Annotated in this window: 23 protein-coding genes; 9 read left to right on the top strand and 14 right to left on the bottom strand. The window is 57.6% G+C overall.

Annotated features, from left to right (window positions below; translation table 11 throughout):
* Nucleotides 1-16 precede the first annotated feature (16 nt).
* The gene (locus ACL2XP_RS26980) at nt 17-874 is read right to left on the bottom strand and encodes an EamA family transporter (protein WP_413736490.1); all 858 of its coding nucleotides are present in this window, start codon (nt 872-874) and stop codon (nt 17-19) included.
* An 87-nt stretch (nt 875-961) separates the two neighbouring features.
* On the opposite strand from ACL2XP_RS26980, the gene ACL2XP_RS26975 reads away from it, so the two are divergent.
* The 4 genes from ACL2XP_RS26975 (at nt 962) to ACL2XP_RS26960 (ending at nt 5,791) form a co-directional block, all read left to right on the top strand.
* Nucleotides 962-1,903 carry a LysR family transcriptional regulator gene (locus ACL2XP_RS26975; protein WP_413736489.1) on the top strand — a complete coding sequence of 314 codons (942 nt, stop codon included), beginning with the start codon at nt 962-964 and terminating at the stop codon, nt 1,901-1,903.
* 686 nt (nt 1,904-2,589) lie between these two features.
* On the top strand, nt 2,590-3,564 hold the full coding sequence (locus ACL2XP_RS26970; protein ID WP_413736488.1) for a hypothetical protein: 975 nt from the start codon (nt 2,590-2,592) through the stop codon (nt 3,562-3,564).
* Between the two features lie 17 nt (nt 3,565-3,581).
* Complete coding sequence (locus ACL2XP_RS26965) at nt 3,582-4,571, top strand: iron-containing redox enzyme family protein (protein WP_413736487.1); 990 nt, start codon at nt 3,582-3,584, stop codon at nt 4,569-4,571.
* Nucleotides 4,571-5,791, top strand: coding sequence for a hypothetical protein (locus ACL2XP_RS26960; RefSeq protein ID WP_413736486.1), 1,221 nt, complete (start codon nt 4,571-4,573; stop codon nt 5,789-5,791). Before ACL2XP_RS26965 ends, ACL2XP_RS26960 begins: the two co-directional genes overlap by 1 nt.
* Nucleotides 5,792-5,816: 25 nt before the next feature.
* Here the strand turns inward: ACL2XP_RS26960 and ACL2XP_RS26955 are convergent, their stop codons facing one another.
* The gene (locus ACL2XP_RS26955; protein ID WP_413736485.1) at nt 5,817-7,190 is read right to left on the bottom strand and encodes an ATP-binding protein; all 1,374 of its coding nucleotides are present in this window, start codon (nt 7,188-7,190) and stop codon (nt 5,817-5,819) included.
* Complete coding sequence (locus tag ACL2XP_RS26950; RefSeq protein WP_413736484.1) at nt 7,187-7,897, bottom strand: response regulator; 711 nt, start codon at nt 7,895-7,897, stop codon at nt 7,187-7,189. Before ACL2XP_RS26950 ends, ACL2XP_RS26955 begins: the two co-directional genes overlap by 4 nt.
* 264 nt (nt 7,898-8,161) lie before the next feature.
* On the opposite strand from ACL2XP_RS26950, the gene ACL2XP_RS26945 reads away from it, so the two are divergent.
* Entirely contained in the window at nt 8,162-8,977 is an 816-nt protein-coding gene (locus ACL2XP_RS26945; protein ID WP_413736483.1) for a MipA/OmpV family protein, read from the top strand.
* A gap of 27 nt (nt 8,978-9,004) precedes the next feature.
* On the opposite strand, the gene ACL2XP_RS26940 is transcribed toward ACL2XP_RS26945, so the two are convergent.
* Together ACL2XP_RS26940 and ACL2XP_RS26935 are read right to left on the bottom strand one after the other, a co-directional pair.
* On the bottom strand, nt 9,005-9,463 hold the full coding sequence (locus ACL2XP_RS26940; RefSeq protein ID WP_413736482.1) for a DUF2000 domain-containing protein: 459 nt from the start codon (nt 9,461-9,463) through the stop codon (nt 9,005-9,007).
* Between the two features lie 47 nt (nt 9,464-9,510).
* Nucleotides 9,511-10,350 carry an AraC family ligand binding domain-containing protein gene (locus ACL2XP_RS26935; RefSeq protein ID WP_413736481.1) on the bottom strand — a complete coding sequence of 280 codons (840 nt, stop codon included), beginning with the start codon at nt 10,348-10,350 and terminating at the stop codon, nt 9,511-9,513.
* Between the two features lie 639 nt (nt 10,351-10,989).
* Here ACL2XP_RS26935 and ACL2XP_RS26930 point away from each other — a divergent pair.
* A complete protein-coding gene (locus ACL2XP_RS26930; RefSeq protein WP_413736480.1) occupies nt 10,990-12,033 on the top strand; it encodes a type III polyketide synthase in 1,044 nt (347 codons plus the stop codon).
* A 63-nt stretch (nt 12,034-12,096) separates the two neighbouring features.
* On the opposite strand, the gene ACL2XP_RS26925 is transcribed toward ACL2XP_RS26930, so the two are convergent.
* Entirely contained in the window at nt 12,097-12,543 is a 447-nt protein-coding gene (locus tag ACL2XP_RS26925; RefSeq protein ID WP_413736479.1) for a GNAT family N-acetyltransferase, read from the bottom strand.
* A 206-nt stretch (nt 12,544-12,749) separates the two neighbouring features.
* Between ACL2XP_RS26925 and ACL2XP_RS26920 the strand changes: the two genes are divergently transcribed.
* Complete coding sequence (locus ACL2XP_RS26920) at nt 12,750-14,768, top strand: CocE/NonD family hydrolase (protein WP_413736478.1); 2,019 nt, start codon at nt 12,750-12,752, stop codon at nt 14,766-14,768.
* Complete coding sequence (locus ACL2XP_RS26915; protein WP_413736477.1) at nt 14,768-15,538, top strand: nitrilase-related carbon-nitrogen hydrolase; 771 nt, start codon at nt 14,768-14,770, stop codon at nt 15,536-15,538. The genes ACL2XP_RS26920 and ACL2XP_RS26915 overlap by 1 nt, the downstream gene beginning before the upstream one ends.
* Before the next feature lie 15 nt (nt 15,539-15,553).
* On the opposite strand, the gene ACL2XP_RS26910 is transcribed toward ACL2XP_RS26915, so the two are convergent.
* The 8 genes from ACL2XP_RS26910 to ACL2XP_RS26875 form a co-directional block, all read right to left on the bottom strand.
* On the bottom strand, nt 15,554-16,522 hold the full coding sequence (locus ACL2XP_RS26910; RefSeq protein ID WP_413736476.1) for a GlxA family transcriptional regulator: 969 nt from the start codon (nt 16,520-16,522) through the stop codon (nt 15,554-15,556).
* Between the two features lie 97 nt (nt 16,523-16,619).
* Nucleotides 16,620-18,632, bottom strand: a complete 2,013-nt coding sequence (locus ACL2XP_RS26905; RefSeq protein ID WP_413736475.1) for a CocE/NonD family hydrolase — start codon at nt 18,630-18,632, stop codon at nt 16,620-16,622.
* A 32-nt stretch (nt 18,633-18,664) separates the two neighbouring features.
* Nucleotides 18,665-19,918, bottom strand: a complete 1,254-nt coding sequence (locus ACL2XP_RS26900; protein WP_413736474.1) for an MFS transporter — start codon at nt 19,916-19,918, stop codon at nt 18,665-18,667.
* A gap of 110 nt (nt 19,919-20,028) precedes the next feature.
* A complete protein-coding gene (locus ACL2XP_RS26895; protein ID WP_413736473.1) occupies nt 20,029-21,591 on the bottom strand; it encodes an ABC transporter substrate-binding protein in 1,563 nt (520 codons plus the stop codon).
* Between the two features lie 11 nt (nt 21,592-21,602).
* Nucleotides 21,603-22,613 carry an ABC transporter ATP-binding protein gene (locus ACL2XP_RS26890; RefSeq protein ID WP_413736472.1) on the bottom strand — a complete coding sequence of 337 codons (1,011 nt, stop codon included), beginning with the start codon at nt 22,611-22,613 and terminating at the stop codon, nt 21,603-21,605.
* Nucleotides 22,606-23,574 carry an ABC transporter ATP-binding protein gene (locus ACL2XP_RS26885; RefSeq protein ID WP_413736471.1) on the bottom strand — a complete coding sequence of 323 codons (969 nt, stop codon included), beginning with the start codon at nt 23,572-23,574 and terminating at the stop codon, nt 22,606-22,608. Before ACL2XP_RS26885 ends, ACL2XP_RS26890 begins: the two co-directional genes overlap by 8 nt.
* Nucleotides 23,574-24,494: an ABC transporter permease gene (locus tag ACL2XP_RS26880; RefSeq protein WP_413736470.1), complete on the bottom strand. Its 921-nt coding sequence runs from the start codon at nt 24,492-24,494 to the stop codon at nt 23,574-23,576. Before ACL2XP_RS26880 ends, ACL2XP_RS26885 begins: the two co-directional genes overlap by 1 nt.
* A gap of 2 nt (nt 24,495-24,496) precedes the next feature.
* Nucleotides 24,497-25,441: an ABC transporter permease gene (locus tag ACL2XP_RS26875; RefSeq protein ID WP_413736469.1), complete on the bottom strand. Its 945-nt coding sequence runs from the start codon at nt 25,439-25,441 to the stop codon at nt 24,497-24,499.
* Between the two features lie 311 nt (nt 25,442-25,752).
* Here ACL2XP_RS26875 and ACL2XP_RS26870 point away from each other — a divergent pair, with 311 nt between their 5' ends.
* Nucleotides 25,753-26,490, top strand: a complete 738-nt coding sequence (locus ACL2XP_RS26870) for a GntR family transcriptional regulator (RefSeq protein ID WP_413736468.1) — start codon at nt 25,753-25,755, stop codon at nt 26,488-26,490.
* Nucleotides 26,491-26,606 lie beyond the last annotated feature (116 nt).

Genomic DNA, 26,606 nt, shown 5'->3' with positions numbered 1-26,606 from the left:
GGACACCGCGCCGGCATCAAAGATGCAAACAAACCGCGCCCCCCATTACCAGGAGCACGCCGGTCAACTGCACGGCGGACAGGCGCTCTTTGAGCAGCGCCGCGCCAAGCAGCGCCGCCACGCCGCCGGAAAGGGTGCTCAGCACCGTCACGATGGAGACCGATCCGCGCGCCGCGCCAAGCGCAAAAGCGGCAAAACCACCCAGATTTAACAGACTGGCCGCCAACAGCAGCAGGCCCTGGGTAACGGAAGGAATAAAAACGGGGGCGGCCACCCGCAGGGATAATGTACTCAATATGCCTAAGCCTACCCCGTAGCCGACCCACAGCATCATGATCGGTCCAAGGCCGGGCAGCGTATAGCGGCCCTGGAGCCAAAAACTGATGCCATAAAGCCCGGCGGCGGCAACGGCGAAATAGGGTGCGCTTTTGGCATAAACCCCTGATTCTTTCTTCGGCCGGGCGGCCGAACTCATCATCACGCCCATAATGCAAAGCAGCAATCCCGCCAGCATTATGCCGCTCAGCCTTTCCCCGCTTAACCAGTTTAACCATGCGGTCACCGCGCCATATGAGGTAACCAGCGGCGCGATCGCCGCGGTTTTTCCGGTGGCGAACGCCCTGGAAAGGCAAAGCGCCCCGATAACGGTCAGGCTGGCCGCCAGCATGGCCAGCACCCAGGTAACCGGGGCGGCCTGGCCGGCACGATCCCATAATGACGGCAGGCAGGCAAGCATGGCGCTGATGAAGATAAAACCGATTAACTGTGCATACCATACCGCGCGGCGTATTCCTGCCTGCCTGGCATTAATGCCGATCAGCACATCCGTACCGCCCCACAGCACCGCCGCCAGCAGGCCCATCGCCACGTCCATTGCCAACCCCCGCCCATGCTTGATTAAAGGCTGTAGCCTAGCGGAGAAAAGCATTGCGGGAAATCGATTGTCAGGCAATATGGTTGCATGAAACTCAAGCTCAATACCGCGCGTCTGCCTTCCATGATTGCTTTGAAAACTTTCGAGGCGGCGGCACGTTACGCCAGCTTTACCGAGGCCGCACGGGAACTTAATGTCACCCTGGGGGCGGTCAGCCGCCAGATAAGCCGGCTTGAAGACGAACTGGGCGTGACGCTGTTTACCCGTAAAGGAAATGCCGTTTTCCTTAATGAAACGGGTAAAGCCCTCTCCACCGACGTGACGCGGGCCTTTGGCATCCTCAGGCTGGCGGCGGATCGCGCCCGCCCGGCGCCCAAAAACCTGCTGAAGCTCACCTGTACCATGGGTATCGCCAGCCACTGGCTGGCCAATCGTTTGCCGGCGCTGCAAAACCAGGGAAACCTGACCGGATTGAGTATCGACGCCAGTGAAAATATCCGCGATCTGGCGGCGGGGGACGCGGATATCGCCATACGGTACTGCCCGGTCAGCGCGCCGGCCGAAAACGCGCGTTTATTATTGGCGGACGCCTTTTACCCGATGATAAGCCCGGCGCTAATGCAGCAGGCCGGGCCGGGTATAACCATCGGGAATTTGCCGGCTTTCCGCTTAATAGATTCACCCTGGACCGGGCGGGAAGGCGGCGGAATCCCCGCTTGGCCGGCCTGGTTTTCCGCTTTCGCCCCTGACCTTGCCCGTCCTATTGCCACGCTATCGTATAACAGCGTCGGCAGTGCTTTACAGGATGCCATTGAGGGCAAAGGAATTGTATTAGGCAGCCGCGCCGTCGCTTACGATGCGTTAACCAAGGGGAACCTGATGGCTGTGTTTGGCGCGGATTTTCAATTACCCGCAGATCATGAATTCCGGGTGGTTTGGCCCGGTCATATTCTCACCGATGATGTTAAAAGGTGGATAAACCTATTGCTGGAGGCCGCCGGACAAATACCCATGGTTTTTGCCCGGTAAATCCCCGGGATGTCCCTATTTTATTGAGTTATTTACCGGCGCAAGAGACCGTCCTGAATCATCTATAAAGTATAAACGGCATGACTTTTTATGCCGGCGTCGGCCGCAATGAATGACATGTGAAAACGGCGGTTTCCCATCAGGCGCCGCTCCCATCGCCCGCCGCCGGGCGGTAGGTCAATCGGGTTAGCGCTGTTTTCCGCTATATCCGCCCATGGTGATTATTTTTAAAATAGGTTCATATTTATTAGATAAACCTATTTTAAATAAAGCCTAAATAGTCTGGGGTATTAATTTAATCAAGATAAAATAATTTATTTATCATATTATCACTTTAGTTTATTTATTTGATTTCGCTATTGCAATGCCAAACGGTATGATTTAGCTTATAGACATTGAACAGGGAATAGGGTCAGAAGAAAATACATTCCAACAATAACTACAAACAGAAGCAGAGCTAATAATTCAATAAATACCCAGAACCCTCGTAAGTCTGTTTTCCAAAGGCACGCTGATATATAGCGTATGTATGTTTAACTAAAGAAAGGAGTTTGATATGGGTATAAAAGCTAAGAAGGTCTTAATCGTCGCGAAAAAAACTCGTCCAGTCCTGGTACCGAAGCACCTGTAAGCGCCAGAAAAATAAGGCATCTCCTGGAGATGCCTTTCTTTATGGAGTATAAATCATGAATGGAAAAAATTATTTCCCGCAGCTTAAATGCACCACGTCATTGTCGGAAGACGGTATTATTGCCGTTACTGATGATGAGGAATTTTCATTTACTGAATTACCGTCGGCACCGGAGGACACCTTAAAATTCCTGGCATTGCTTGATGGGAAAACGGCCATGGCGGACATTATCAAAAAAAAACCATCGGCGATTTCGTCCGAAGATGCTGTTCAATTAATAGAATCCATGGTCCTACATGGATTGGTTTTAAAAAATACACAGGCGGATTTTCTCAGTGGGAAACGCGCCATATTAGAAATAGAAGATGTACAAAATAAATTATTACATCAACTTTTGTACAAGAATATTTTTTGGGAAAAATGCAAAGAGCCGGGCAAGGTGCCGGTAAATGTTTATATTGGCATGGCCATTGAAAACTACCATTTACTATCGCGGGGCAGCTCATTCGACGCCCACGCCCTGTATTTCCATGGTTCCCGCAAAGCCCGTGAAACCATGAATAATGTTTTTTGCGGAGAAAACGGTCATTGCGACATTATTCTTTCCGGCCTGAAGCTTCTGGGACTTGAGGAGCAAAGCATTATCAGATCGGTTCCCCTGCCCGAGACGCTGGGGTTGGCCAACGCCCTGGCATTCTGGTCGGCCAACGATTCGCTGTTTTTCTTTAGCACTCTGGAAGTGCTGGAGGGTAAAGATAGCCAGGTTGATGGTTATGTCACCGCGATGGAAAACTCTGGAAAAATAAGCACATCCTTTGTGGAAATTATCAAATCGCATTCGCTGATAAATATTAAAGACAAACATGCCAGCCTGGGACGCCAGCTTTTTTCCAATATTCCGGCTATTGCTGTAGCCGACGTTAACAGAATGAAAAGACAAACACATCTTTTCATCGAAATTTGCGATACGTTTTATCGGTCTGTCTGGGATTATTACTCTCAGACGGATAACCTATTGAGAGTAGCTTAATCATCGGGGGTGATAACATGGCTGTATTTTTTTCCGTACCTGGATTAAGAAAAGGCGTCCATATCAATAACACCGCTACCGGCATATCTCTTGATTACAGAGAGCAGGGATGCGATATACAAGTCGAATCTGAGCGAAAAGGAGAACTACTAAGATTTATCAAAAAGCTTTCATTGGGGGAAAAAGAGCTTTCCGAATTAAATAAACTATTTTCCAAATGCGGTTTTTCTCCCAATGAAATAATTAACGACCTTGATAAACTTGGGTTAATGAATGAATTTACCCAAAAAAATACTGATAAGGTCATGAGTGGCGAAGATTTTTATTATTCCAGACTTATTCCCACGGCTCATCGATGGCAATATCGACTGGGTCAATCTCCGCTTTATCAAAGAATGATCGCCAATGCGATAACTAAAAATGAACTCATTGGTTTTGCCATGGAATACTACCATTTGGTCAAGATGGCGCCGGTACTGATTTCGCCCGCGCTGAGCCATGTGGTAAGCGAAGAGATTAGAGGCCAGCTGCTAGCGCTGTTTGTGGAGGAATACGATCACGATCGGATGATGATGGACTGCCTGGCGGCCGTAGGAATCGCAGAATCCGAGCTCCTCATGCGCCAGCCATTACCGGCAACATTTATGGCCAATGCCAGCCTGGGGGTTTATGCCAGGCAACATTACCTGAGTTTCTTTTCCGCGCTGTTTCTCTTCGAGACCCCAAGTCATGCCTTTAATGAATGCTTTATAAAAGTATGCACTGAACATGGCTTGCCGGAGAATTTTTATCAACCCCTGATAAAACATTCCGATATTAATGAGGGCGGCAATCATGATCTCATAACGCTTAATTTATTAAAACATATCCCGCTGATTTCGGAAGAGGAACAAAACACCATACTGGTACACATTTGCAGTCTTATCGAAATGTTACATGAAGAAGATCGGCAGATAGTCGATTTTTACAGTAAAGAGCAAGATATTTCGCGAGTGTATAACTACTGATGCTACGTTTAATCGATAAAGAAAATATTAATGTAACCAGTCAAATAAAATGCCGGCAAGCCAGGTCTCGTTTAATCAATATTCTTACCCTGCATTTTTTTGAACGTCTGTTTTTTGTAAGTGTCGGCATTGTTATTCCCCTGAAACTGGTCAGTGCCGGAATTATTACCGGTCCGGAAACCGGACTGTTTTTTTTCCTGCTGTTTTTCATGTATCGCTGCACCCCGCTCCTGTTCGGCTTTTTTGCCCGATATATTAAGCGGGAGTTGATCTTTACCGCCGGGGTGATGGTTGAAGCCGCGGCCCTGATGCTGCTGGTTTACAGCCAGGACCCCGCGACGGTTTTCCTCCTTGCGCTGTTCGCCGGTATCGGCGGCGGCGCGTCCACCACCATGCTCATCAGCCTGATTGAATCGGCCGATCTGGATGCCAAGACGCTCAGAGGTGAAATAGCCAACCATGATATTTTTAATATCCACCTGATGCTCATTAATGTTTGCGCCTTCATCGCCCCGCTCTTTGCTTTCCTGCCGGCCAAAAGCTATCAGGCCATCGCGGCTCTGGAAGCGGCAATATTATTCGCGCTGGTGGTTAACATGTTTCGCTTGGGTAATATCAGTCGTCACGATCGAAACGTCACGCCGGCGGCGCGCGGCGGCGGGTTTGACCGGCGTTTTTGCCTTATTTGGCTGGCTACCCTTGCCGTTTGGGCGGCGGCATCCATCGTGTACGCTATTTTGCCCTCGCTGGACTCGGTTTTTTTGGGTCAGGACGGCGTGAATCTTTGGTTATCTTTTGATGCCCTGCTCGTGGTCGCGCTGTTTTTCGCGCTTAAATTTGTCTCCAGATTGGAAAACAATAACGCCGGCAACGCCGCCGCCGGCCTGACGGCGGTGCTGGGTGGATTGCTATTAATTGTCCTGGGCAACCATGGTTTTTATAGCATCTTAACCGCGCTGGCGATGATGGCCCTTGGGGGATATATCGCCTTTGGCCAGCTCTACGGCCTGGCAATGCAAACGCGCTTCCCTCATCGCAAGACCCTGTATCTCGGATTGCTCTCTTTTTCCGGCGCCCTGGGCGAAGGCGGGATGCAGTGCGTATTCTGGCTTACCGGGAGCGTCGATTTCAGCCTTTCGGTGGCCTGCGGCCTGGTGCTGATCGGGCTGACAGCGCTTTTTGGCCTTGAAAAAACCCGCTCATCGTTTCTGGAGGACTAGACCCGGCCCAGCGGCGGCAGGCGGCTCACGCCGGTTGATGGGGCAAAATAATGGCGGCGTTCAACCCACCGGCGGGGCGATTGGTTAACGTCAGCTCCCCGCCCTGCTCGGCGATAATGGCCCGCGCCACCGCCAGCCCCAAACCGACGCCGCCGGTAGCGCGATTGCGCGAACCCTCCACGCGGAAAAACGGGGTGAAAACCTGCTGCAACAACTCATCGGGAATACCGGGGCCATGGTCGCTGACATTGATTGTGACCCGATCCGGGGCCGGACAAAGTTCAATGCGCACGGCGCCGGCGCAGACCTTGTCCTGGATATCGGTTGAGGGCATAGCATAGCTGACGGCATTATCGATAAGATTGGTCAGCACCCGCTTGAGACCCATAGGCCGCCCCCAGAACACGTAGTAGCGCGGCCCGCGGAAATCCACCGCAATATCCTGATCGCGATAATCATCCACGATCAGCAGCAGCAAACCGGCTAAATCAAAGGACGTGGGCTCTTCCTGGCCCAGGTTTTCCCGGAAAAACTCCAGCGCCGCGTTGATCATCGCCTGCATCTCATCCACATCGCGAAATAGTTTGCGCTGCTGTTGGGCATCTTCGATAAACTCGCCGCGCAGGCGCATACGGGTCAGCGGCGCGCGCAGATCGTGGGAAATAGCGGCCAGCATCTGCGTACGATCGGTGACGAAATGCTGGATTTGCCGCTGCATGGTATTAAACGCCCGGATAGCCGTGCGCAGTTCATAGGGGCCTTCTTCGGGGATCGGCGGCGCGCGGAAATTTAGGCCAAAATGCGTGGCCGCATTGGCAAAGCGCCGCAGCGGGTTGGCCAGGCGCAGCGTGGCAAACCAGGCTACCGCCAGCGTGGCGATCAAATCGAGCGCCATGATAATAGCGTTATGCAGGCCCTCGTTCAGCCCCCAGCTGCGCACGGGGGTACTAAATATCAGCCAGCTGTCGTCTTTAAGCCGAATCAGCATCGCGTAGCCTCGATCCGCGCCGGCCTGGCGCCATTCGTGGGGCTCGTAGGCCTCCACCCACCGGGCCGGGTCGCTTAACAGCCGGCGGATAATGGGCGCGCCGTCTTTAAACATATTGTCGGCGCGCGGCGGCAGGCCGGTGGCCGCCCGGGTGGGATACCACGCAACGGTGAACGATGGATTGGTCGCGGCCCGCGCCAAGGCCGGCCGTGCGGCGGCGGGAGCGGACTCAAGAATACGCGTGGTCTGTGCGGCCTGTTCCAATAATCCATTTTTGAGCAGCGAGGGCCCGGCCCAGACGCCGGCTCCCTGGACAAACAGGGCGTTGAGCCCCAGCGAGATCAGCATCGCCAGTACGATGGTCAGGGCAATCCACTGCACCAGGGTATCGCCCGGCCGCCGCGTCATCATAACCGGCTCACGCGGGGAACAAATAAATAGCCGTTATTGCGCACGGTGCGGATAATCGGGGGGTGCAGCGCGTCCGGCTCCAGCTTGCGCCTTAAGCGGCTGACCAGCACATCGATACTGCGGTCATACACATCATGGGTCTGGCCGTGCGCCAGATTCAGCAGTTGATCGCGCGTCAGGATGCGCTGCGGATGTTCGACCAAGACCAACAATAAATCGAATTCCCCGCCGGACAGCGGGATCAAAACCCCTTCCCTGGAACGCAGTTCGCGACGGGCGATATTCAACTGCCAATGGGCGAAGACAAATACCGGCAATGCACCATTGGCGTAAGGCGTGTCGGTCTCGCCGCTGCGGCGCAATACCGCGCGTACCCGCGCCAGCAGTTCCCGGGCATCAAAGGGTTTGGCGATATAATCATCGGCACCCAGTTCCAGGCCGACAATGCGGTCGCTTATTTCACCCATGCCCGTAAGCATGATAATGGGAATACCTTTGTCGGCGCGAATACGCCGGCACAAGGACAAACCATCCTCGCCCGGCATCATGACGTCGAGGATAATAATATGCGGCTGTTGGGCCTCAAACATGGCATCCATGGCGGCGCCGTTGTTGGCCAATAGCACCTGGAAACCGTGCCGGGTGAAAAACTTATCAAGCAATTCAAGTATTTCCGTATCGTCATCCACGATAAGAATAGTATTCATGACGGTATAGGCACGGGCTGGAATAGGGAGACCGAGTTTAATTCATTCAACGGTTAAAATCATATATTTCAATTCAGACACATTGTTTCCAGACTGATATTAATCAGACATCCGCCGGAAATATCCCTGGGGCATGCTGTGCATAACCTGATAAATGAGATGTCACGATAATCTTATTTGATCATCACCGTGGCAGAACTCTCCTGCAAGAAAAACAGTGCATCGCTTGAACAGGCTTATTTTTAACAGCGCAAAGGAAAAATCGTGAAAAATACCCGGCAGGCCAATTCCCGTCATTTCATTCTCCTAAGCGTGCTGGCGCTTTATGCCGGCGAGATAAAAGCCGATGAGCCGGCCGTTGCCCCCCGCACCGCCAGCGGCCCCGAATTTATCGGGTTTAGCGATAAGCCGAACGTCACCCACTGGGGCATCGGTGCCGCGGCGGGATATAAAAAATCGCCCTACCAAGGCGATGGCTGGAACGCCTCGGCAATTCCGTTAATTTATTTCGATAATAAATGGGTACAGGTTTTTGGCAATCGCGCCGACCTGAAAATAGCCCGCTGGGATTCGGTATCCTTTGCCCTGCGGGGAGAGTATGACCTGTTTGGCGGGTATAAATCATCGGATGCCCCCATACTTAAAGGCATGGACGATCGCAACGGCGCTTTTTGGTACGGCCCGGTGGTGCAGTGGCAATCACCCTGGGTAAAAACCTCCTTTAGCTATCTGACCAGCGGCAACCGCGGCCAAAAGGCAAAACTGGATGTCAGCAAGGAGTTTACCGTCGGATCGTTCACCGTTGCGCCCAGGCTGGGAGTGGAATGGCTGAACGATAAGAACGTCGATTATTATTTTGGCGTAACGCCGGGCGAAGCAAGGAACGATCGTCCCGCCTACCACGGCAAAGCCACCTATAATCTGTCGTTTGGCATAGACACCGTTTATGCGCTCACGGCCCACCAGGATGTGATGTTCAATGCCGGGTATTCCCGCCTGGGCGACGGCATCACCGATAGCCCGCTGGTTTCGGAAAGGAACACGCCATTATTTCTGCTGGGCTATCGCTATCGATTCTGACGTTACGCCGGCAGATCCGCCGGTAACCTAACCGAACAGGGCGCAGCGCGCGGTAAGTTTCCTTACGGCTTTTTTATTGCCGATAATCGCTATCCCCAGCAATTGAATCTCCCCGGAGGGCAAGGCGCGGACGGCCTGGCAAAATCCGGCATAATCGGTGGTGGCCTGGCCTTCCAGCGGAAAAATCACCCGGTCCAGGCCCTGCTGCCGACACCGGTCCGATAGCGCATTCAAGGTTTGCGCCGGCGCGCTCAGTACCGGGATACCGATGGGGATCAGGCCCGGATATTCCATATTATCCGCGTCGATCAGGGGGGCCCCCACCAGCATCGGATGCCGCTGGCCCACGGTAAGCGCAATCACCGCCGCAGCATTGACCGCCTTCCCCGCCGGCAGCGCCTCATTAAGAATAATCACGCAGCGTTCAGGCTGATTGGGAATGGCATCGGGAACATTATTGGAAATTACGGCGCTGGTTGAGCTCATATCTATTCTCCTGCTGGCTTAAACCCGGAGAATAGATCGCGATGATTTCAAGCGTCTGGAACGTTTGTGCAAATTTGCCGATAGGCGGCGGGCGTTAACTGATAGGCCCGCCTGAACCAGCGTCCCAAATGGCTCTGGTCGGCAAAGCCGGTAAGGGCCGCCACATCCGCCGGCGGCTTCCCCTGGGCCAGCAGCCTGCGCGCCTTTACCAGGCGCAATTGTACCAGATAGGCATGGGGCGGCAGGCCGAAGGTCGCCTGAAACTCCCGGCTGAGCCGAAAACGATCCATCCCGGCAACGGCGGCCAATTCGGCTAAGCCGATATCTTCCTCCAGCATATCATGCAGATAATCACGCGCCCCGCGAATGGCGGCGGTATCGGCTTCTTCCGGCCGGGCGGCTTTACGCCAGGAAAACTGCCGGGTCAGCAGCAGCATTAATGCCAGTAAGGCGTGGTCTCTGATGATTTTGCTTTCCTGGTCATGCAGGGCATTAAAGGCCGCCAGGGTCGCGGCGGCGAGCCGATCGTCCTGTTTAAGCGTGGTGGCGAATGACATTTCAAACCGGCCCGGGACATGATCAAGGATGTGCGGCAACGCGGTGTGAAACAGTGCCGGGGGAATATAGAGCATACGGTAAGTAAACCCGGCCCCGTCGATAGCATCCCCGTCATGGATTTCCCCCGGTTGCAGGGTAAATACTTTGCCCGGGGTACTGCGATATTTAACCCGGCCCGAATGGAATTGCTGCACCCCCGCTTCGGTTACGCCGATCAGGTAGGTATCATGCCAGTGGGCATCGTAAGCATGGCCTTTGAAATGCGCCCGGATGGTTTCAATCTGGGTATCCCCGTCCCTGGCAATATCAACCCAATGCTGATTAATCATGGAAGGATATCCGCCCTTTGCCCGCTAATGGCTTTATATTATCAGGCGCGCGCCCGATTATACCAGCCAAGGAGAAACTTTTTGCAACCATCCGTGGCGGCCCAGCCTTGATGACGCCCGGGCATAACGGCGAACCGGCAATCGTCGGTCGGGAAGATTTTTATTATTAATGGTATTATTCAAAATAATATTATAAGCCAGCGCCCAACAATACTAATTCCTCTCCTGGCGCCACGCCCACTGAATTATCCTCTGTTTTCTCGGCGACGGCCAGAATAATTCACTAGCTTTAATCCGATGCAATGCCTAATATATTATAAAAAGAGAAAATCCTAAGATCCGCTGCCGTTATCATCTAATGTCTGCTTTAAATAAAAAAAGCGTACGGGTATTTATTTCTACTCGGTTAAATTGATATTTATCCCCGTAGCGCCTTGGGTTTATGACTTGATCGCTTCGCCGCTATTCCTCTAAATTTTTGAATATAATATGGTTTAGCATACAAGCACTGGTTTAAAGTGCGGATTACCATGAATTGACAAAATGAATTATGGCTACCAACCTTAAATCGATTAGTTTTTATAAATTAAAATACTCAATCATAAAATTAACTTATTTTAGGATGTTATGGAGTTAAAAATGGCTACACTACACAAGCCGGCAATTTATCTACCGGAATATATTATTACCCTCGACGATACGCTTGACTTGGCGCGGCGGGAATTTAAAGATAATCCAAACCTGGAAAAATCCATCGGTCTTATTACCAATACCGGCGTTAAGAAAAGACATATTATTCAACCCATTGAGTTGGCGACCCTCCATCCGGGATTCGGTTATAGAAACGCGGTTTTTGAGTATGAATCCAAACGACTGGTGCCCGCCGTGATTGAGGAAGCATTAAGTCATGCGGACATCACCGCTAAAGATGTCTCCGCCATAATTTATGTCTCCTGCTCCGGATTTTTGATGCCGTCATTAACCGCCTGGCTTATCAATAAAATGGGATTGCCGCTCAATACGGTGCAAATCCCTATTGCACAAATGGGCTGCGCCGCCGGTGGGGCGGCCATAAACCGGGCCCATGATTTTATCGTGGCGCATCCCGGCAGCAACGTATTAATTGTCAGTTGCGAATTCTGCTCATTGAGTTATCAACCCACCGACGGCGATATCGGCAGCCTGCTGTCGGACGGATTATTTGGTGATGCCATTACCTCCGCCGTGGTCACCGCACGCCCGGGCAACGGATTGGAACTGCAAAATAACAGCAGTTATTTAATTCCGGAGACGGATGAATGGATACGCTATGCGGTTAAGGATACCGGTTTTCATTTCCGGCTGGATAAGCGCGTACCGGGGACCATGCGGCCCCTGGCCCCGGTCATGCAGGCATTTGCCCAAACCCACGGCTGGGACATAGACCGGTTGGATCATTATATTATCCATGCGGGGGGACCGCGGATACTGGATGATTTGTGTAAATATCTCGGCGTACCGCTGGAAAGCTTCTCCTTTAGCCGCGATACGCTGGTAAATTGCGGCAATATCGCCAGTTCGGTGGTGTTCGAGGCCTATCGGCGAATGCATGAGGCCGGCGGGTTTAAAGCCGGAGGCAAAGCGGTGATCGCCGGCTTCGGTCCAGGCATCGTCGCGGAAATGAGTTTATCCCAGTGGCATTGATAGCCGCCCACCCGCAGGATAAAACGCACAGGCTTGACGGGCGAGGCACGGGAAGTCCCCCGGTCAGGGCCGGTTGCTCATGCCGATATGCATAATGCCGTCCTCGTCATAGATATCCGTTACCGCCGCGAAACCAAACCGGCGATAGAATTGCTGTAAATGGGCCTGTGCGGAAAGATGGATGGGCCTGCCCGGCCAGTGGGTTTCACATGCCGCCAGCGCCCGCGTCATTAATTGATTGCCCAGGCTCATGCCGCGGGCCTGCGTTGCAATAATCACGCGGCCGATAGCCAGTTGCCCCCCTACGTCCAGAATGCGCGCGTAGGCGATAAGTTTACCCTCCAGATATCCGGCCACGTGGCGGTTATCCCCCACCAGATCCAGACCGTCCAGATCCTGGTACAAGCAGCTTTGCTCAATGATAAATACGGCATTGCGCAGCGCCAGAATGTCATACAAGCGTTGCACCGTCAGTTCGTTTTGGTGCCAGTCATACCAGGTCAGGTTCATTGCCGCTCCTTGAAGTTCAGGCGTATAGCGTGACGCCGCCTTATCCGGCAATGTTACCGTAGTTAACCGGCGCAGGCACGCGTATGGATATCAATGGCTATTGCCGGCCGGATGTCGTTCTTTTCCTAAAACAGGTCGTAAAACCGATGGCCCGCCGCCGGCATTATGTAAAGATAGGGAATTGATTAAATTGCGGAACAGCGGCCATGCGGATTTTGGAAACAGTCTGGATTACGTTATCGGACGGCTGCCGGCTCGCGGCGCGGATATGGCTGCCGGCTACCCCCGCGGGCCGGGAATCGCCGCCGGTGCCGGCGATACTGGAATACCTGCCGTACCGGCGACGGGATCGCCATCGCGGCGACGACGCCATCCTCCATCCCGCCCTGGCGGCCGGCGGTTATGCCGCCATCAGGGTGGATATGCGCGGAGCGGGGGATTCCGACGGATTGATGAATGACGAATACACTCCGCAGGAGTGGCGCGATGCCTGCGAAGTCATCGCCTGGATTGCCGAGCAGCCATGGTGTTCGGGCGCGGTGGGCATGATCGGCATCTCCTGGAGCGGCTTTAATTCGCTGCAAATCGCGGCCCTGCGCCCGCCGGCGCTGAAAGCCATCGTCACCGCGTGCTCCACGGACGACCGTTTTGCCGACGATATGCATTATATGGGCGGCGCGCTGCTTAACGACAACCTGCAATATGGCGCCACGCTGTTTACCTGGACGCCCACGCCGCCAGACCCCGCGATTGTCGGCGATCGCTGGCGGGCGATGTGGCTTGAGCGGCTCCAGGCCATGGACCAGCCTCCCGCCGCGCGCTGGATGCGGCATCCGGTGCGCGATAACTACTGGCGCAGCGGCTCGGTATGCGAGGACTATGCCAAAATCCAGGTACCGGTACTGGCCGTCGGCGGCTGGGCGGACGGTTATACCAATACGGTGCTGCGCCTGCTCGAACATCTGCCGGGACCGCGCAAGGGCCTGATCGGCCCTTGGGGCCATGCTTTCCCGCATATTGCCACGCCCGGTCCGCAAATCGATTTTATCCGGTATGTCGGCCGCTGGTTCGATCATTGGCTTAAGGGCGAGCCGACCGGCATTATGGACGAACCCATGCTGACCTACTGGATGCAGGAAGCGGAACCGCCGCGGGCGCGTTACCAAACCCGGCGCGGACGCTGGCACGCGGAATCCCGGTGGCCCAGCCCGGCCATCGCCGGGCAAATGCTCCACCTGGCGCCGGGCCGTTTACGGCCAACCGCACAGGCGCCGTTTGCCCTTACCGTCTGCTCGCCGGCCACCACCGGCATTGCCTCCGGAGAATGGTGCCCTTATGGCTGGGGCCCCGATATGCCGGGGGATCAGCGGGAAGATGACGCCGGTTCCGCCTGCTTTGACGGCCCCGCCGCCGACGCGCCGCTGGCCTTGGTCGGCCGGCCGGTAGTCACCCTGGCCCTGGCCAGCGACCTGCCCCAGGCCATGGTAGCGGTACGTCTGAACGCCGTTGCGCCTGACGGCACGTCGATACGTATCACCTATGGCCTGCTTAATCTCAACCAGCGTAACGGCCACGATCGGTGCGACCCCCTGCTTCCCGGCGAGGTCTATAGCATCCGGGTGCCGCTAAAAGCCTCGGCGTTTGAGCTCCCCGCCGGTTATCGCCTGCGCGTGGCGGTCTCCACCGCGTACTGGCCGCTGGCCGCGCCGCTTCCGGCTCGCGCCAGCCTGACCCTGCGGGGCGGCAACATCGAACTGCCGGTACGCGACGGCGCCATATCCCCCTGCTCCGCGCCCGATCTGGGCGGCCCCCGGGTGCCGCCGGCGGTTCCCGCCAGGGTTTTGGTGGCGCCGCAGCGCGGGCGCCTGCGCCTGAACCGGGATATGGATGACGGCGACACCACCCTGGAGGTGGTGCGCAATCTGGGAGCGCTGATGCTGGAAGAAACCGGCCTGCGTTTGGATGCCCTGGGCCGGGAAACCTATAAAATCAACGCCCTCGATCCGTCGGGGGCCAGTTCCGAGGCGGTGCGCAGCGCCGGCTTTCACCGCGGCGACTGGCGGGCGCGCCTGGAGGTTACCAGCCGGCTTACCGCCGATGACACCGGTTGGCGGCTGGCGTCAAGCCTGGACGCCTTTGACGGGGATAATATCCTGTTCACCCGCCGCTGGGAGCAGCATTTCCCTTTCTTTCCCATTATTACCTCCGGCGGAGCGACAAAATAATGAAGCTAGGCCTCGCTCAAATTACCGGCGCCCCTGAAAGTGAAGACGAGATGATCGGCTGGGTGCGCGTGGCGATGGATGCCCTGCCCGCGGCCGATCTGGTAGTGCTGCCGGAACTGGCCCTGTGCGGTTATGACGATCCGGCGCGTATCCGCCGCCTGGCCCTGGCGCAAGGAGAGGCCACATTGGCTAAACTGGCCGCGCTGGCGCGGGAAAAACGGCAGGCGCTGGCCTTTGGCTACGCCGAACGCGGCGCGGCGGGCTTATATAATGCGATGCAGGTTATCGATCCCCTGGGCCGGGTGCTGGCGAATTACCGCAAGACCCACCTGTGGTCCGGGTATGAGACGGCGCTGTTTCGCCCAGGCGACGGCCTGGTCAGCTTCGGGCTGGCGGGTTTGCGCTTTGGCATGCTGATCTGCTACGACCTTGATTTTCCGGAAGCGGCCCGCGCCCAGGCCATCGGCGGACTTGATTGCCTGTTGTGCATCAGCGCCACCACGGCGGGCTACGACGTGGTGCCCCGCCATGTGGTACCCGCGCGCGCTTATGAAAATGGCTGTTTTGTCGCATTCGTCAACCGCGGCGATACCACTGGCGCCTTCCCCTGCATCGGCCAAAGCCGGCTTGCCGGGCCGGACGGGGGAAGTATCACGGCGTCGGCAAATGACGGCGCCGCTTACCTGACGGGTGAGATAGACGTCCAAAAGCTGCGGGATTGGCGGCGGCGACATGATTATTTCGCCGATCGGCGGGCGGACCTCTATTAGGCGCCGCGGGCGCGACTAGCCATGCTTGGCGCGCCTGACCCGGCGCATTTCCGACGGCAGAACGCCAAAAGCCCGGCGAAACCAGCCGGCAAAGTGCGACGTGGAGCTAAAACCGACCGACACCGCCACATCGATAATCGATAAATCGGAATAGATCAGCATCTCGCGCGCCTGCTCCAGGCGCAACTCCAGGTAATAACGTTGCGGCGTCTTGCCGAGGTGGCGGCCGAACAGGCGTTCAAGCTGGCGTTTGCCGATGCCCGCCCGTGCCGATACTTCCGGCAGCGTAATCGGGTCCTCGATATGCGCCTGCATCACGGCGATGGCCGTCCCCAGCGTCTCGGGGATGGGAGAACGGTTCGGGCGCCCGCCGCGCTGCTCGTCGGCGGCGCTGCGAATGCGTTCGTGATGGAACTGATTGGCCACGGCGGTGGCGCGATCGCCGCCGTGGCGCTCGGCAATCAAATTAAGCATCATATCCATGGCCGCCGTGCCGCCGGAACAGGTGAGGCGGCCGCGGTCGATTTCATAGATTTTACGGGTGCATTCAATATCGGGGTAAGCCTCTTCAAATGCGGTGCGGCTTTCCCAATGGATAGTACAGCGATAGCCGGTAAGCAGGCCGCATTTGGCCAGCAAAAACGTGCCGGTGGAGAGCGAGCCGATAAACAGACCGGCGCGGGCGGCCTGGCGCATGGCTTTGAGATAGCCGCGCTCGAACTTAGGCGCCACTACGCGTTCGCCGCCGCAGATAAACAAATAATGGGAACCGGGCAGCACGTCGTTTATGGCGCGGGTGGCAAAAGGAATGCCGTTGGCGGCCTCCACCGGTTCCCCGTTCAGGCTGGCCAGGTGCCAGGCAAAGGCCTGTTTCTCGTAGAGCCGGTTATAGGAGCGCAGCGGTTCGATGGCCGAGGCCAGGCTCATCATGGAAAAATCATGCCCGAGCAGAAACGTGAAAACGAGGGGTTCAGCCGGGAACATGTCATGAGTTACCGTTGGTAGCTGGTTACGCTTAATCTGGCCTCTCCCCCTCGCTGTTTAACGGGTCATGGCCCGCCACGCTTTAATACTACCCCAATCAGGCCGGCTTACCGTTATTTCTTATGGCAAATTGATGTTCCCACTGCCGGTCATATACCACTTGTTGATTTTCCCGCGCCTCGTAGCGGGAAAGCAGGTGCAGGGCGCCATCTTTCCATGCCAGCCGGGTTTCGCAACGCAGCTCGATAAACCAGCCGGGACGCATATAACGCTGCATGCGGATCGCCTCCCAGCGCGCGGTTTCCGGCGTGGCGCCGATTTCATAGATCTCATGGCCTTCACTGTCGAAACTCAGTTCGCCGATGCGGGTTTTTTGACGCAGGGCATCCATGGTCACCCGGTGAAGATTACTGCCGGCATCCCAATGCACCTGGCGGGAGGTGGTTTCCGCGCGCGACACCTCATGTTCCAGCGCCGGCGCCGAGCGGGCGGGGCCAAAGGCGTCCGGCCGATCCAGCACGCCTGCGGGGCGGGACGGCAGGCGCAAAACGGCGCCGGCGGGACGTAAAGCAACCGGCCCCTGGCCCGGTTCGGCCCAGGCCATCGGCCAGTAGGTGGTGGACAAGGCCAAACGCACCCGGCAGCCGGGGGAAAAGCGATATGCCACGCCCTTCAAGGGCAATACCACGCGAAAGAACTGTCCGGCCGGCACATCGGGACGGGTCAACCGGTGAATACCAAAGGTAATACGCGACGATCGTCCGCCGGCATCCACCTCGTTAAGGCGCAGCACCAGCATGGCCGCTGGGCTGTCAAAGGCGATATCCACTTCCAGCCCGGCCTTGCCGCAGAGTATTAGCGGTTCATCCAGCACCGGGGTGTCGAAGCAAACCGACAGTCCGTCATCCTGGCGCTGGTCGCCCTGGAACTCCGGCGCATTGCCGCCGCCGTCGAGCGGGCACCATTCGCCGCCCATCAGGCCGCAGTGCATCGGCGTATCAATCATCATAGCGGGCGCCGGCGCCGGCACGCCGGTGGTCAACTGCCCTGGAGCCAGGTAAAAATCCCGGGTGGCCGTTCCCGCCGGCCAGCCCGGCGCGGTGACCCAATGGCCGTCCAACGTCAGTGATGACGGTTCGGAGCGTAAATGCTCCCCTTGCCACAGATGCAGCATCGGTTCGTCCATGATGCCGGTATCCTCGCCGAGCAGCCATTGACGCCAAAAGCGCAGGCACTCCCCCAGAAAATCGATGGCCGGCCCCGGGGTGCCCCAGTTCGGATAGATATGGGTCCAGGGGCCGATCAGCCCTTTGCGCGGCACGGCCAGATGCTGCATCATCCGCAGGATGGCGTCGGAGTAACCGTCGGTCCAGCCGCCGACCGCATAGACCGCGCACTGGATATCGCCATAGTTTTCATTTACCGACCCGTGCCGCCAGAAATCATCGCGCTCCATGTGCGCCAGCCATTGTCCCAGCGGCGGTTCGATACCCTGCAAACGCTCCAGCCACAAATCGCGCCAGCCCTCGCCCACATGGGCCGGGTCCAGCGGACGGCCCAGTTGGGTAAATAACCCGCTGCCCCATTGCAGCCCGTCGGTAAGCAATGCGCCGCCCATAAAATGCACGTCGTCGGTATAACGATCGTCGGTGGAGCAGCAGGTAATAATCGCTTTCAGCGCCGGCGGCCGGCGGGCGGCGATTTGCAGCGCCGCGAACCCGCCCCACGAAATACCGATCATCCCCACGCTGCCGTTGCTCCAGTCCTGTGCCGCAATCCAGGCGATAACCTCCACCGCATCATCCTGTTCCCGGGCCAGGTATTCGTCACGCAGCAACCCCGTCGAATTACCGCTGCCGCGCAGGTCGATACGCATGGCGGCCATGCCCCCCGCGGCAAAAAAACCGTGGATCATCGAGTCGCCCACCGCCGTATTATCGGACTGGCGATAAGGAATCCATTCCAAGACCAGCGGCACCCGGCCGCCGCCATCCGGTAGCCACAGGCGGGCAGCCAGGCGGGTACCGTCGGACAGCGGGATCATCAGTTGGCGAAAAGCCGGCGCCGACCCCATGGGAACCTCCGGCGGGTGTGCTACAGAATCTGACATGGTTACGCCTCCAGGCGAAGAAAAATGAATATTTAAGCGTGGCGATGGGCGCCGAAACGGTCCCAGCCGGCGATGCAGGCCACGCCGGCCAGGCAAATCGCGCCGCCGATAATCATGGTTAACGGCAGGCCGATAAGCTGCGCCACGCCCCCGCAGATAATGGCGCCGATGGGCACGGTGCCTATCAGCATCATTGAATAAAACGACATCAGCCTCCCGCGCAACCCGTCGGGCACCCGGTACTGGAGCAGCGAATTCGACGTCAGGTTCTGGGTCAGGATGGCGTAGCCGATGGGGGCGGCGATCAGGGCGCTGAGCCAGAACAAATGCGACAGGCCCAGACAAATCTGCGACAGGCCCAGCATTAGCGCCGCCCACATCGGCCACGGGCGCATATTACCGATATCGCTGCTCCACGTCAGGCGCAGGGCGGCGATGAGCGCGCCGACGCCGGTGATGCTCATCAAAATGCCGGACCCGGCCGGGCCGCCGTTCAACACCGTATCAGCCAGCATCGGCAAGAAAGAAAAGTAAGGCACGCTGGTCAGGCTGCACAGGCCGACCAGCAGCAAAATCCGCAGGGCATCGGGGTCGTGGCGCAGGAACCCCAGCCCTTCGCCCATTTCCATTAGCAGGCTGCCGCTGCTAGTCACCGGCGGACGCTGGGGAATGCGCATGGTGGATAAAAACAAAATCAGCGGCATATAAGAGGCGGCGATAAAAGCAAAACACCACCCTTCCCCAACGGTGTCCACCAGCACGCCGCCCAGGGCGGGGCCGATTAGCCGCGCACCGTTGAAAATCACCGAGTTAAGCGCCAGCGCATTGCCCAGATCGTTATACTCCACCAAATCGATCACCAGCGATTGCCGGCCGGGCAAGTCAAAGGCGCCGATCAGGCCCAGGCCCAGGGCAATCACGATAGCGATTTCACCGGTAATCCAATGTTTTAAGGTTAACAGGGCCAGCAATGACACCAGCAGCGTCAAGCCGATTTGCGTGGCGAGCACCAGCCGGCGGCGGTCGCAGCGATCGACGATCACCCCGGTGAATAACCCGAACAACAGAATGGGTCCCTGGCTGCAAAACGCCAGCAGCCCGAGCATTACGGGCGAAGACACCCCCAGCCGCCAGATAAGCCAGCCAAGGGCGATGGTATGTATCCAACTGCCGATCACGGATAGCAATTGGCCGCCGAAGAACCGGCGGTAATTGGGATGCCTGAGCGCGCTTCCGGCGGTGCGGAAACCTTTTTTAGGCGCAAGGGGAATACGGACAGTAGTCAAGGAAACTCCCACGTCCGGCTCCGGGCATCATCAACTGCCCCGGGGCCGATATTCGCGTATTTTTAGTGATAAGGCCCGGCGCTGCGTGCCCGGGCGGTCATACCGGACAATCAGACGCTCTTGATCTCGCGGAATAAAGGCCACTGGCCGTCAGGGGTCCAGGCGCCTTTGATATGGTTCGGTGTCACCCAGGCATTGCTGCCGTGATAAAGGAAAACGTAGGCGCCGGTTTCCTCCAGTTGATCCTGGAGTTTGACGTACATGGCGGCACGCTTGGCCTGATCCAGTTCGTTGGCCGCGTCGGCGCTCAATTGATCCCAGGCTTTGTCGCAGGTGCGCTGAGTGTTCCAGATACCCACCTGGGCGCAGGTAAACCAGGCGGTCACCCAGCTGGCGTCCGGGGCGGTGGTAAAAGTGGTGATGCGCAACTGGGAATCTTTCCAGGCGTCCCCTTCGGATTCCTGGGCCGCCGCGACAAACGCGGCGCTATCCATCTGGTTGATTTTCAGCTGGATGCCCACCTCCGCCAACTGGGCCTGGATCACCTGGGCCACCGTGCCGCCGTCGGTGGACGAATTCAGGTCCAGCCGCAGTTGCAGGTTGGCGACGCCGGCTTCCTTAAGCAGGCGTTTGGCATCGTCGGTGGAGAAAGGATGGATATTTTTGCTGCGCGCGCCCGGCAGCGGCGGCGGCACCAGTCCGAACGCCGGTTTCACCGCGCCGCCAAAGGCGGCGTCAAGAATGGACGGTACGTCGATGGCCTGCTGAATCGCCCGGCGCACCCGCACATCCTTGAGCAGCGGATGATCGACATTCATACCCAGCCAGGTATAGGCCAGCGCCGGACGAATGGTCAGGGTGGTGCCGTCCACACCCTGCTGATACTTGGGGATGGCGCTGATATTAATTTTGGTCATATCCAAATCGCCGGCTTCAAATGCAATTTCCGCCGTATTCAGATCGCCAATCGGCACCAGCTGGATTTGGTCATAAAAACTATGCGCGCCGCTCCAGTTTTCATTGCGTACCAGGGTCAGCCGCTCGCGGGGCTGCCATTCGCCGATTTTATACGGGCCGGATGAGGCCAGCGGGTCGGCGGCGATTTTTTTGTCCTTGGCGGCTTCCACCGCTTTTTTGCAAATTATCAGGCCCGAAGCATGGGGCAGCGTGCTGGTAAACAGCGGCGCGAACGGATGTTTCAGGTGAATAATACCTTCATAAGTCCCGGTGACCTCCACATGATCCAGCGCGTCCCAATCGGTGGCATAGATGGCCGAAAGCTTGGGATCGAGGAAACGTTCATATGAATATTTCACATCTTCCGCCGTCATTTCGCCAAAATTGCCGGTCCACTTAATCCCGGGCTTCAGTTTAAAATGCACCGTCAGCGGGTCCACTTGTTCCAGCACCTCGGCCGCATCCAGTTGCCATCCCCATTCGGTGCCGGACTTGTACTGGCACAGGCCGGAGTAAACCGCGAACATCACCATTTCGTCATACCAGCCGCTGCGGTTGGCCGGATCGAGATTGGTAATGTCCTGGTCATTTTGCACCCGCAGGATTTTGTTTTTATTATCCGCGGCAAAGGCCAGCGTCCGGCCGCCAATCATCAGAGAGCTGGACGCCCCGGCGGCGAGGATAGCCATGGTTTTAATCAGATCGCGTCTGTTCATCGAGGGGCCTTTCATGGATGCATCTCCGTTAAGCTAAGGCGGCCGGTCTGGGCCGAATGGGGTTGGGCGTTAATTAACGGGGTATGACAGGCGACCTGATGCTCCCCGCTGAGTGAATGCAATGACGGCGCCGCGGCGCGGCAGTAGTCGGTGGCCAGCGGGCAGCGGGTATGGAACTCGCAGCCCGACGGGCGGCGCGACAAAGTAGGCACTTCCCCGGTCAATACGCCGGCGCCCGGCAGCTTATGTTTGCTTTTAGCGCTGAGCAGCGCCTGGGTATAAGGGTGCGCCGGCGCGCGAAATACCACATCGGTCGGGCCGGTTTCCACTATGCGCCCCAGGTACATGATGGCGATGCGATCGGTTACATGGCGGGTAATCGCCAGGTTATGGGTAATGATCAGGTAACTCATGCCCAACTCCTGCTGCAATGAGGTCAGCAGGTTAAGCAGCTCGCCCTGAACCGACAGGTCCAGTCCGGCGGTGGGTTCGTCGGCGATAATCAGCTTGGGCCGCAGGGCCAGGGCGCGGGCCACCGCCACCCGCCGGGCCTGGCCGCCGGATAATTGATGGGGATAACGGTCCAAAAACAGCGACGGCAGGCCGACCAGATCCAGCAAGCGGGAAGCTTCGGCCCGGCGCTTGATATCGCGCCCGTTAACGGTGAAAGGCTCGGTCACCAGGTGCTCCACCGTCATGCGCGGGTCCAGCGCGGCCATCGGGTCCTGGAAAATCAGCCCGGTTTCCCGGCGAATAGCGCGCCAGGACAGATCGCTGGCGTCATTGGGTTCCCGGCCGTTGACCTGAATGCTGCCGCTGGCGATGGGCGCCAGGCCAATCACCGTGCGGCCAAGGGTGGTTTTACCGCTGCCGCTTTCACCGATAAGTCCCAGAGTCTTGCCGGGCGGCACATGCAGGTTGACGCCCGCCAGCACATCCACATGTTTAACCGCGCCGGGTTGCAGGCGGCTGAACAGACTGCCGGTTTTATACCGGACGACCAAATCGTGTATTTCAAGCATGGGCGCTCACCTTATGGCAACGAACCACCCAGCCGCTGTCGTCCAGCACGGTATCGGCGGGATTCAGGCCGGCGCACGGAGCGAAAGCAGCGGCGCAGCGGGGTTGGAACGGACAGCCGACCCGCCCGACGCTGGGCATGGGCACCGAGCCGGCAATAAACGGTAATTCACGGGTGGCCGCCTCGATACGCTCGGGATCGCACGCCAGCAACGCCTGGGTATAGGGATGGGACGGCGAACCGAAAATCTGCGCTATCGGTCCGGCTTCTACGATCTCGCCGGCATACATCACCGCCACTTTGTCGCACAGGGCGCTGACCAAATGCAGATCGTGAGTGACAAAGATAATGGCGCCGTCGACCAGTTCCCGGCTGGCCCGCAGGACTTCCACCACCTGCATTTCCGTGGTGGCGTCCAGGGCAGTGGTGGGTTCATCGGCGATCAGCAGTTCCGGCTCGGTCAATAGGGCGGCGGCGATGGCGATGCGCTGGCGGATACCGCCGCTCAGCTCGTGGGGGTATTGCTTTAATCGCCCCCGCGGATCGGAAATGCCCACCCGCCCCAGCATTACCAGGGCGCGCGCCATTTTGTCCGCCTTTGAACCGGCTTTATGGTGCTGGAATGCCAGCAATTGCTTGCCGATGGTAATCACCGGGTTCAAGGCGGTAAACGGGTCCTGGGACACCGTGGCGATACCGTTGCCGCGCAGTTGCCGTTGGGCGTACGCTGGCAAATCGAGCAGGTTGCGCCCCTTATAACGCAATTGGCCGGAGGCATGGGCGTTGGCGGGCAGCAGGGTAAGCATGGCGCCGACCAGCGTGGATTTACCCGATCCGCTCTCACCCACCAGACCCAGCACTTCGCCTTTATCCACGGTCAGGGAAATATTGCGCACCGCTTGCAGCGGGCCTTTGGCGGAGTCATAGGCCACCGTAAGATCTTCAATTTCCAGCAGCGCCATCAGTTATCTCCCTTTGATTGCCGGGCCGTACGGGGATCGAGCGCATCGCGCAGGGCCTCCCCGAGAAAGGTGAATCCCAGGGTGGCCAGGATGATGGGTAAACCGGCGGCGATAACGATATGCGGCGCCTGCCGGATAAACGAGTAACCATCGTTAAGCACCGTGCCCCAGCTGGCGTCGGGGGGCTGCACGCCCTGGCCGAGAAAGCTCAGCCCGGACTCGATGGCGATCACCGCCGGGATATCCATGGCCACCAGCACCAATAAGGTGCCGGTCAGGTTGGGAATCAGATGCCGGAACACCACGCTTAACGGGGACGCGCCCATGGCCCGGGCGGCGATAATATATTCCATGCGCTTTAGCACCCGCGTCTGGCTGCGCACCACCCGGAAATAGCCCGGCACCATAAACGTGATAATGATCATGATGATGGTGGCGACGCTTGAGCCAATCAGCGTCACCACCGCCAGCGCGAATAAAATCATCGGAATCGACATCAACGAGTCGCAAAACAGCATCAGCAGCGTATCGATTTGCCGCGGGCCGTAGCCCGCCAGCAGTCCCAGCATCGACCCGATCAACAGTGCGCCGCCGGTACCCACAAACGCCACCGTCATCGCGATGCGGCTGCCGTAAATCAGGCGCGACAGCACATCGCGCCCCAATTGATCGTTACCCAGCCAATAGTCCATGCTCGGCCCCTTGAGCCGCAGGGCCGCCTTGATGGCAATAGGATCATGGGGCGCGAGCCAGGGGGCGAAAATCGCGCATAGCAGCAGCGCGCAGACGCAAATCAGCGCAAACCGTCCCATGCCCCCGGCCCAAACCTGGCGCAGGACCCGCACGATCCCCGCGCGCGGGGCGACGTTTGGCTGCGGGGTATCCAGCGCCGGGCTGGTGGTGGTGGTGATAAGCGCCATGGTCAAAGCTCCTGCCGCACGCGCGGGTCGAGAAAAGTATTAATCAAATCGGCGATCAGATTGGCCAGGACATAAAACCCCGAAGTCACCACCACCGTGCCCATCACCACGGGAAAATTACGGGAAATAACCGAATCAAACGCCAGCTTGCCCAAACCGGGCCGGGCGAATACGATTTCCGTCAGCACCGCCCCGGACAATAAGGACCCGATACCGACGCCCAGCACCGAGACCACCGGCACCACCGCGATGGGCAAGGCATAACGCAGGGCGATCGGCCGGTCGCCGATGCCGAACGCACGGAAGGTACGGATATGATTCTCCTTGAGTACTTCCAGCATCGAGGCGCGCACCAGGCGCGACAAATAACCGATCCAGCTCAGGCCCACCGTCAGCGACGGCAGCACCAGGGCATGCATCTGGGAGCCGATATCATCGCGCTGGCCGGCGCCGATGGCGGGAAACCACTTCAAGGTCACCGAGAAGATCAGCAGGGCATAAATAGCCACCACAAAGGCCGGCAGGGCGATAACGCTGGTGGACAACAGGCCGATAATGCGATCGGCCCAGCTGTTTTGGCGCAGCGCCGCCCAGCAGCCCAACGGAATGCCCAGGATAATCGCCCAGGCAATGGCCGACAGGGCCAGGATCAGGGTATTGGGCAGCGCCCGGGCGATGAGTTGATTTACCGGGCGATGGGTCAACACATCCTCGCCTAAATCGCCGGAAGCCACATTGCCGATAAAACGGCCGATTTGTACGATGGCCGGCCGATCCAGCCCCATATGCTCGCGCAGCGCCTGTTTTTGCGCCTCGCTGGCGCGCGGCCCCAACGCAACCGAGGCCGGATCGCCGGGCACCAGGAATACCAGGCAAAATAATATCGAGATGGCAACCAGCATCACGGAAGCCGCCAGCACCAGCCGGCGAAGCAGGTATAAAAACATAAGCCCAGCCTGTTCAAAATTCTCGCGAAGAAAATGCCGCCGTCGCCCCGCATCCGGAATGGGCGATCCGCGCAAATAAAAGTGCTGGTTCCTGCTGGTAGGAGCAGTGAACCTACGCCAGCTTGCCAGTGTTTATTGAAGATAAACGTCGTAATTACGACACGTTTTTTCAAAAGAACGACATATAAGAACGACGTATGGCAGCGGGTTGTCGAAGTCATCGCGCGGGGTTTGCCGCGATAAGATCGGTTAGATAAAGTTAAAATGACGGTATAATGCTTAGCGGGAACAGGTTTAATGAAGAGCGAATAATGCCAAAAAATGCCACCGACTTACCTTCAGGATCGGAATCCGCAGCCTTGCTGGGCGCACGGGGCCAATTGCCGGAAGAACAGCTGATTTACGACCGCCTGGTGGATGCCATTATCGACAAGACGCTGCGGCCGGGACAGTATCTCAACGAAGTGAAACTGGCCAAAAGCTATGCCGTGCCCCGCTCCCGGGTACGCCGGGTGCTCGAACGCCTGCGCGACGAAGCGGTAATCGAGTTTCAACTCAACCGCGGCGCTTTTATCTGCCGTCCCACGGTAGACGAAGCCCGGGATATCTTCGAAGCGCGCCGGCATCTGGAATCGGTTATCGTCAGGCTGGCCTGCGCCAGGGCGACCAAGGCGCATATCGCCAACCTCCATGCCCATCTGGAAACCCAGCGGCAGGTGTTCGATAACCGGCTGCCCGCCATGAACCGGGTCGCCGGCGAATTCCATATGCTGCTGGCCGAAATGGCGGGTAACGCGGTGCTGACCCGGATGCTGACCCTGTTGATGCGGCGGGTCTGCCTGATCCAATCGCTGTATGAAAAACAGCACGGCGTGCTGTGCCTGGTGCATGAACACGAAAAAATGATTGCCTTGATTGAAGCCAATGACGCCGACGGCGCGGCGGCCGAAGCGCTTACCCATTGCCTGCATATCGAACAAAGCCTCGATCTCAGCGAACGCCGGCGGGCGGAAGTCGATATCTACGACGCTATTTCCCCTTCCCATTGATCCCCTCCGGTCCAGGGGCACCACGCGCTGCCCCGTTATGAGGCGCCGATGCCGTTTGAGGGGGCAAGGGCTTGGCGGGGCGGGAATAGAAAATTGCCCCTTGCCAAAAACCGTCC

Origin of the sequence: Sodalis sp. RH21 (assembly GCF_047324175.1) — a bacterium.
Classification (GTDB): Bacteria; Pseudomonadota; Gammaproteobacteria; order Enterobacterales; family Enterobacteriaceae; genus Acerihabitans.
The sequence above is the reverse complement of the archived record's forward strand: the minus strand, read 5'-3'. Positions and strand labels throughout refer to the sequence as shown.